This window comes from Chondromyces apiculatus DSM 436 (assembly GCF_000601485.1).
Lineage (GTDB): Bacteria > Myxococcota_A > Polyangia > Polyangiales > Polyangiaceae > Chondromyces > Chondromyces apiculatus.
The window spans coordinates 45,598-52,882 of the sequence record NZ_ASRX01000004.1 but is presented as its reverse complement, the minus strand read 5'-3'; the positions used below and the strand labels follow the sequence as shown (position 1 = coordinate 52,882).

General features: G+C 72.6%; 4 protein-coding genes and 1 pseudogene. 1 reads left to right on the top strand and 4 read right to left on the bottom strand.

From position 1 onward, the window contains the following. A pseudogene (locus CAP_RS03065) lies at positions 1-1,378 on the bottom strand (PD-(D/E)XK nuclease family protein); the annotation flags it as partial. 640 nt (positions 1,379-2,018) lie between these two features. Then, positions 2,019-3,560, bottom strand: a complete 1,542-nt coding sequence (malQ, locus tag CAP_RS03060) for a 4-alpha-glucanotransferase (protein ID WP_044235877.1) — start codon at positions 3,558-3,560, stop codon at positions 2,019-2,021. A 139-nt stretch (positions 3,561-3,699) separates the two neighbouring features. Between malQ and CAP_RS03055 the strand changes: the two genes are divergently transcribed. Then, entirely contained in the window at positions 3,700-4,215 is a 516-nt protein-coding gene (locus tag CAP_RS03055; protein ID WP_044235876.1) for a hypothetical protein, read from the top strand. A 97-nt stretch (positions 4,216-4,312) separates the two neighbouring features. Here CAP_RS03055 and CAP_RS03050 read toward each other — a convergent pair whose 3' ends face one another. Together CAP_RS03050 and CAP_RS03045 are read right to left on the bottom strand one after the other, a co-directional pair. Beyond that, entirely contained in the window at positions 4,313-4,774 is a 462-nt protein-coding gene (locus tag CAP_RS03050) for a SpoIIAA family protein (RefSeq protein WP_044235874.1), read from the bottom strand. A 180-nt stretch (positions 4,775-4,954) separates the two neighbouring features. Continuing rightward, complete coding sequence (locus CAP_RS03045; RefSeq protein ID WP_044235873.1) at positions 4,955-7,141, bottom strand: serine/threonine-protein kinase; 2,187 nt, start codon at positions 7,139-7,141, stop codon at positions 4,955-4,957. Between the last annotated feature and the right edge of the window lie 144 nt (positions 7,142-7,285).

The following is a 7,285-nucleotide window of genomic DNA, read 5'->3' as shown; positions in this document are numbered from 1 at the left end:
CCCCCTGCCTGGCCCCCCCCTGCCTGGCGCCCTCCCTGGCGCCCTCCCTGGTGCCCCCCTGCCTGGCCCCCCTCTCCCGGGCGCCCGTGTCCCCGCCCATCTCCCAGATGTCGGGCTTCCTCCGGCCCACGTCGGCCAGGATGGCCAGTGCGCCCACCACCTCCAGCGCTTCCCGCGGCGTCAGCGGCGCGCGCCCCGTCAGCCGGAAGAGGGGCAGCAGCGCGGCGATGCGCTCCATGGGCAACCGCTCCTGGAGCGCCCTCACCACCGACAGGAGGCGCGCCCCGGCGGCGCACTGCGCGATGGGCAGCCCACCCGCCACGTAGACCGCAGGGCCCTTGTCCTCGGGCCAGGGCAGCCTCCCGAGCCGCTCCTCCAGCAGGATCGCCCAGGGCTCCACGGAAGGCACGAGGAGCGCGATCTCCTCGAAGGGCGTCCCCCGACCCACCTCGTCCACCACCCAGGCGGCTGCCGCGTCGAGCTCCTCGTCCACGCTTGGATGCACCTCGACGCTTACCTCACCGCGCATCTCGCCGCGCGCGCCCTCCTCGTGCCCCTCGCCATGCGCGCCCTCCTCGTGCCCCCGCGCCGTGGCGTCCTCGAACAGCCAGCGCCCGAGCTGCCCGAGATCCCCGGCCGCCTCTGCGTCCTCCGCGGTGCCCGTCCTCAGCGCGTCGGCCGCTTTCATCCCGAGCAGCGCCTCCATCCGCGCCAGGTAACCCTCGTGCCGCGGCCTCGCCGCGAGCAGCCCGAGGGTCAGCCGGGGCAGGGCGAGGACGAAATCGCGCTCCACCACCGTCAGGTCACCTGCGACCACGGCGAGGGTGGACCCCTCGAAGGGCCAGGCCGCGGCGCCGGACGAGAGGACCGCCGCCGCTTCGGCGAGGAGCCGCGGCGTGGTCACCGAGGTGCCAGCCTCGCGGTCCAGCGCCGCCCAGAGCGCCGCCACGTCCCGCTCCCGCGGACCGGCGTGGCCTGTGCCGAGCAGCGCGCGCGGCGACAGCCCCTGGGTCTCCAGGTCCCGCAAGGTGCGGGCGAAGGCGTCTTCCCAGCCCCGGCAGTCGCGGAGCTGCGCGGGGTCGAAGCGCTCGAGCTGCAGCTTCTGCCGGAACAGCGCCGCGAGCCGCGCTTGCCGCATCTCCTCCTCCCCTGGCGATAGCGACGACCTTGCCGTGCGCAGCACCGCCTCCGCGGCCCCTGGCACCGTCAGGAACCGCGTCCCCGCGAGCCCGTCTGCGCGTCCCTGCCGCAGCAGCTCCCGCCGCAGCCCGTAGGCGGCGCGCCCGTGCGGCACCAGGACGGTCCGCAGGGGCACCGCGCCGACCGGGAGGTCGAGTATGGCCTGCGCCCACGCCGCCGTGCTCCAGAGCACCAGCATCGGTCGCCCCGCCTCGCCGGGCAGCGGACCTCCGGGTGGGGCCACGCGAAGTGCGCCAGCCCGTTTCCATCCGGAGTCGATGCTCGTATTACCAATCGATGCGATTGCGCGGATGGTCGTCATCCGAAATTCGACTCCGCTTCTTCGTGAGCGCCGCAAGACCTTCATTGGGCCGCTGTTTCAGCACTGCGTACGTCCCCTCAGGGCGATGCCGCGTGCTGCTCGTTTCGATGCGAGGCGGTGATTATCACTGCAATACGACGGCTCGCAAGAAGATTGACGCGCATGAATCGCGTGCAATTCTGGGTAAGCTAGCGTGTTTCCAGGCAATCACACGGACGCTTGAGCGTGCGTATCGCTTCTATCCGACAAATTGCAAACGTTTGGCTGAGAAGGCAGGCACTGAACCGGTAAGCGATGGAGAGCGCTGCGCGCGCCCGCGCCGGTGATCTCAGCGGCCCTCTGCGGCGTGTGGCAACGAAACCGATGGTTCCGGAAGACGAAGCGGACCGCCGTACGGCAGCCCGCTGGCGCGGGAGAGGCTCTCCCGGCCGAGGTGCGCGGCCGGGATCCTGGCGCTGAACGTGTGCTGGCGCGGAACGCGTGCTCGGCGGAGCGGGGCTCGCGGGAGCGAGGCCGGTCAGTCCTCTTTCGCCTCGCGCTTCGCCTCGCGGAGGCTGGGGATCCGGTCGTAGAGCGCGCCGATCTCGTGGAGCCGCCCGGCGTGCTCCCTGCGGAATGGGTCGCCCGTGAGCCGGAATCGCCAGTTGCCGTCGGCCTCCGCCGGGGTGTTCATGCGCGCCTCGGCGCCGAGGCCCAGCACGTCCTGCATCGCCACCACCGCGATCCGCCCCACGGAGGCGAACGAGGCGCGGATGAGGTCCCAGTGAATCTGGTCTCCCGACACGCTCAGGTATCGCTGCGTGTGGGTGCGCACGTGCGGCTCCGCGCTCCGCCACCAGCCGACGGTGGTGTCGTTATCGTGGGTGCCCGGATACACCACGCTGTCCTCGGTATGGTGGTGGGGCAGGTGGGTGTTGTCGCCGCCGCCGCCGAAGGCGAACTGGAGCACGCGCATCCCCGGCAGCTTCGCCTCCTGCCGCAGCGCCACCACCGGCTCATCGATCATGCCGAGATCCTCGGCGATGAGCGGCAGCCGCCCCTCGTGCTTCTCGATGGCCTGGAAGAAGGCGATACCCGGCCCTTTCACCCAGCGGCCCCCGCGGGCGTCCGGCGCGCCGAAAGGCACCTCCCAGTAGGAGGCGAGCCCGCGGAAATGGTCAATGCGCACGATATCGGCGTGGGTGAGGCAACGCCCGAGCCGGGTGCGCCACCAGGCGAAATCGTCCTTCGCCATGCGCTCCCAGCGATAAAGCGGATTGCCCCAGAGCTGACCGAGCTTGCTGAAGTAATCCGGCGGCACCCCGGCGACGCCGGTCGGCAAGCCCTTCTCGTCGAGGAAGAACAGGTCGCGGTGGGTCCAGACGTCGGCGCTGTTGCGGTCCACGTAGATGGGGATGTCGCCGACGACGCGCACCCCGCGGTCATTGCAATAGCGGCGCAGCTCCGCCCACTGGTGCTCGAAGAAGAACAGGGTCACCGCCTCGGCCTCGATGGCGTCGGCGAGCTCCTTCTTCGCCCCCTCCAGCGCGGAAGGCTCGCGGTCCCGGAGCGGAACGGGCCAGTCCCACCAGGCGACGCCGCCGTGCTGGCGCTTGAGCACGCTGAAGAGGGCAGCGTCGAACAGCCACGCCTCCTTGTCCCGGAGGGCGCGGTAAGCGCCGGAGAGGGGGTGCTCGGGGGTCTCCAGCAGGCGCTTCGCGGCCTTGAGGAGGCGGGGCTCCTTGAAGGCGCGCGCGGCGCGGTAGTCGACGTGGGGGCCCTCGCCCAGCTCCCGGGGCGCGTCGAGGTCGCCGTCGTCGAGCAGGCCCGCGTCGCGGAGCGCGACGAGGTCGACGAGCATGGGGTTGCCGGCGAGGGCCGACCAGCTCATGTACGGCGCGTCGTTGTCCGTCGGCCCGAGCGGCAAGACCTGCCACAGCGACAACCCTGACGACGCCAGCCAGTCGATGAAGGCGCGCGCCGCGCCGCCCAGATCCCCGATCCCGTGGGGTCCTGGCAACGAGGTCGGGTGCAGCAAGATGCCCGCTTCGCGGCGGGTCTCGGGGGATTGTTCACTCATGCTCGATAAGCCTCCAGGCTGCCGCATACGTCACCTCCCGGAGGACGTCGAGAGGGGCTCGGCCGCGCGCCCTGCGCCCGCTCAGGCGCCGTCATCGCCGGCACGGTCATCGCAAGGAGGCGGGACGGAGGTAACGCCCATGCGATGGCTCATCCTTGTTGCTGCCGGAGTGCTCGGGCTCTCGGCATGCCGGGCCGATGAAGAGGGAGACCGGGCACTCGGGGCCGAGCCACCGACCCCGATCGAGGCCAGCGAGCGCCCAGACCTGCCCACCATGCGCGACGGCACGCCCAGCGCAGGGCCGGCCACGGACGTCACGGCCTCGCCGCCCGTGCGGGCGCCCTCGGCGCCCTCGATGACGGAGACGCAGCCCAGGTCCAGCATGCCCGGGCCGGTGATCACCCCGGAGACCCGGTCGGAGGGGACCACCCGAGCTACCCCGTCCTACACGCCTCCCGACGCCTACCGGGCGCCCAGGGAAGACCTCCCGCCGGGGATGCCTGGCGGCACGCAGCGGGAGATGCAGCCCTCGGAGCCCAGGCCCACGCCCGAGGTCCCGCCGGGCACGCGCCACGAGGTGCAGCCGTCGTCACCGCCCCCGATCTTCCCACCCGAGGGCATCGCCCCGGGGCGCGACAACGGCTCTTTCCGGTGACGGGGTCTCGTGACGGGGACTCGCCGGTGATGGGGACTCGCCGGTGATGGGGACTCGCCGGTGACGGGGGCTCGCCGGTGACGGAGGCCTGGTCGGGTCAGATCTGGAAGACGGGCTCCCGGTCGGGGTGCGTGTCTTCCAGCCAGGCGCGCGCCTCGGCTTCCTTGGCGAAGAAGCGGGGCGCGTAGAGCGCGCCAGGCTGGCCGGTGAGCCGCGAGGCCTGGATGGTCAGGGTCGCGATGGCCCGCTGCACGCGGTTCGCGCCGAAGATGGCGGTGGCGCGCAGGTGGCCGTCGAGGCCGTGCTCCATCGCCGCCTTGCGGGTCTCCAGCGGGATCTGACCGAGGTAGGTCAGGTCGATGAGCCAGCACACCGTGCCCGAGCGCGACGACAGCCTGCGCACCTCCTTGAACAGGTGCCGGATGTGCTCCGGGGTCACGTCACCGAGCACCCGGAGGAAGACGATGTCGGGCGCCTCGAAACGGATGCTGTGGGTGCCGAGCCGCTGCCATCCACTCCGTCCCACGCTGAGCGCCGCATCGATGGAATCGTGAGCCATCGGACCCTCCAGGGTTGCGACCCATGCCCATGTGCTGAGGTCGGATCTCCGGTCTAGCTCCGGAAACGGGGTCGGTCAAACCGCCACACGGTCAGGACGTGTTGGGGAAGATGAAGGGGGGAATGGCGTAGTGGCAACGCCCTACGCGGCTCTGCGCAGCCCCCTGAGAGAAAGAGTTCCCTAGTCTTCCGGCTGGAGCAGCGCGCCGCCTCCGTGCGCATCGACGACCCGCGCGCCTCCGGGCGTGAAGCCGAGGGCCACGAGGCGCGGCGCGCCCTCGGGCCGTGCGTAGCAGGTGCACCACGTGGCGCGGCTCCCACCGTGGCGCCGCAGCACGGCGCGCTCTGTGACCAGCCAGGGGACGCCCTGGAGATCGAGGACGAGCGCCATGGGCTCGCCGGACGCCTCGGCCCCTGCTTCCAGGCGCTCCTCGTACGCTCCGCCGCGATCGAAGCGCAGCACCACGCCCTTGCCCGCGGCCCAGTAGTCTCCCTCGACGCCGGCCACGGCCACGCGCAGCGCGGGACCGTCGTTGACGCAGGCGGTGACCACCTGGATCTGCTGGTCGTAGCCGAGCACCAGCGCCCGGCCTCGCACGCCGCGCCGCGATCCCACCACGAGCATGCCGAGAGGACCGGGGGCCAGCGCCTGCACATCGCCGCCGAGGGGCAGGATGGTGGGGCCGGCGTAGGTGTGACCGTCGTCCGAGAGCCACAGCTCCGGGCCGCCGTTGCTGTCGTCGGTCTCCGCGGTGACCACCCCGAACGTCTGCCCGTCGCTGAACGCCGCCTGGATGGGACCCACCTCGCCCGGGCGCCCGGGCATGCCCCCGCGCACGAAGCTCGTCTGCGGAAGCAGCAGCACGTGCTCGGGCCCGACCAGGACCACGCCTCCGCGCGGCCCGCGCACCACCCAGGGCGAGGCGGCCACCTCGGCCCGGAGCTCGCGGGGGACGGGCACCTCCATCATCCGCCCCTCCGACTGCGCGAAGAAGAAGAGCCGGTCGCCGGAGCGCGCGAAGGCATGCGCGCCCGACTGGAACGAGACGCTCCCGGGCGCGAGGGACACGCGCTCGGCAGGCCCCGGAGAGGTGGGCGCCGAGATCTCCTTCACGCGCACGCGGGCCCGCAGCCTCTGCCCACCTTCGCCACCTTCGCCGCCTTCGCTGCCGTCGCCGCCGAGCAGGTGCGTGGTCCGGAAGCAGGTCGCCGGCCTCCGCTCCGCCGCGGCGCGCTCGCGCCACCGCGTGGCGCACGCCTCGAGCAGCGGCAGAAGCTCCGCCCCCAGCTCCTCGACGCTCGCGAAGCGCGCCGGTCGGTCCTCGCGGGCGATGGACGCGAACCGCTGCCGCGCCTTGCGCTCGTAGCGGCTCGCGCCTTCCACCTCCAGCGCGGGCCCGGGTGGGCGCGGCGAGCCCCCGCGGGCGAGGATCTCGTCGACGGCGTCGAGCAGCGCCCGCTCCTCCAGCCAGCCGCGGTGCAGCAGCCGCGCCGTGCGCAGCGAGCGGCGCTCTCCGTTGTCCCACGCGGTCCGGCTCCGGCACCACGCCTCGCCCGCGATCAAGAACCAGATCGTCGCCGAGAGCGCGTGCACGTCGGTCCAGGGACCGACGAGCGGGTTGCGATCGCTCGGCCACAGGGCCGAGAGCATCTGCTCGGGCCCCCCGTACTCCGGCGTGCCTGCCGAGAGGGTGGCCACCGAGAGGCCGTCGACCCGGGCGATCCCGCAGTCCCCGAGCTTCGGGGTCTCGTCGTCGAGGGGCCCCGCGACGAACACGTTGTCCGGCTTCAGATCGCGGTGGAGCACGCCGAACCGGTGGAACACCGCCACGCCTTCGAGCATGCCCCGCACGAGCCGCAGCGCCCGCACCGGGTCCACGCCCTCGCCCTGGGCGCGGCGCACCCGGTCGGTGAGCGTCGCGCCCTCGACGCCGCCTTCGACGTGCTCCAGGGCGATCCACGGCAGCGCCTGGGGCTTGCCGCCGAACGCCTGGATGGACAGCGTCCCGCTGCCGTAGAAGCCCACGATGAACTCCGTCGGGGGGCGGAGCGCGCGCACCGCGGAGAGCGCCTCCACCTCGCGCCGGGCGATGTCCGCCCCGCTCATGTTGAACTGGCTGAGCTGGCGATCCATCCCCGGCTTGAGCACCTTCACCGCCACCTGCGCGGGCGCCAGCTCCCCGAGCAGCAGGGTCTCCTCCGCGCGCTCGGCGCGCTCGGCGAGCAGCACCGCCGACATCCCCCCGGCGCCGAGCCAGCGCGTGAGCCGCAGGCCCACCGGCTGCCCGGTCCCCTCGTCCACGAGGAGCGGCCGACCGTCGGCCAGGTCCCGCAGGTTCTCGTCGTCGCTCCGGAGGGCCTGCGTCATCAGCGCGAGTCTACTGCGTCTGCTTCACCCCGATCACGCCCCTGATCGCCGCCCCTTCGGCGCCACGCGCCACGCGCGCCACGCGCTGGTTGACGCTCGGGGCGCTCCCTATCAAGAATCGCCCGCCAAACAGGCCCGGATCGC

Coding starts and splice junctions, on each gene's coding strand:
- malQ (WP_044235877.1), bottom strand. CDS start 3,560: ATGAGTGAACAATCCCCCGAGACCCGCCGCGAAGCGGGCATCTTGCTG.
- CAP_RS03055 (WP_044235876.1), top strand. CDS start 3,700: ATGCGATGGCTCATCCTTGTTGCTGCCGGAGTGCTCGGGCTCTCGGCA.
- CAP_RS03050 (WP_044235874.1), bottom strand. CDS start 4,774: ATGGCTCACGATTCCATCGATGCGGCGCTCAGCGTGGGACGGAGTGGA.
- CAP_RS03045 (WP_044235873.1), bottom strand. CDS start 7,141: ATGACGCAGGCCCTCCGGAGCGACGACGAGAACCTGCGGGACCTGGCC.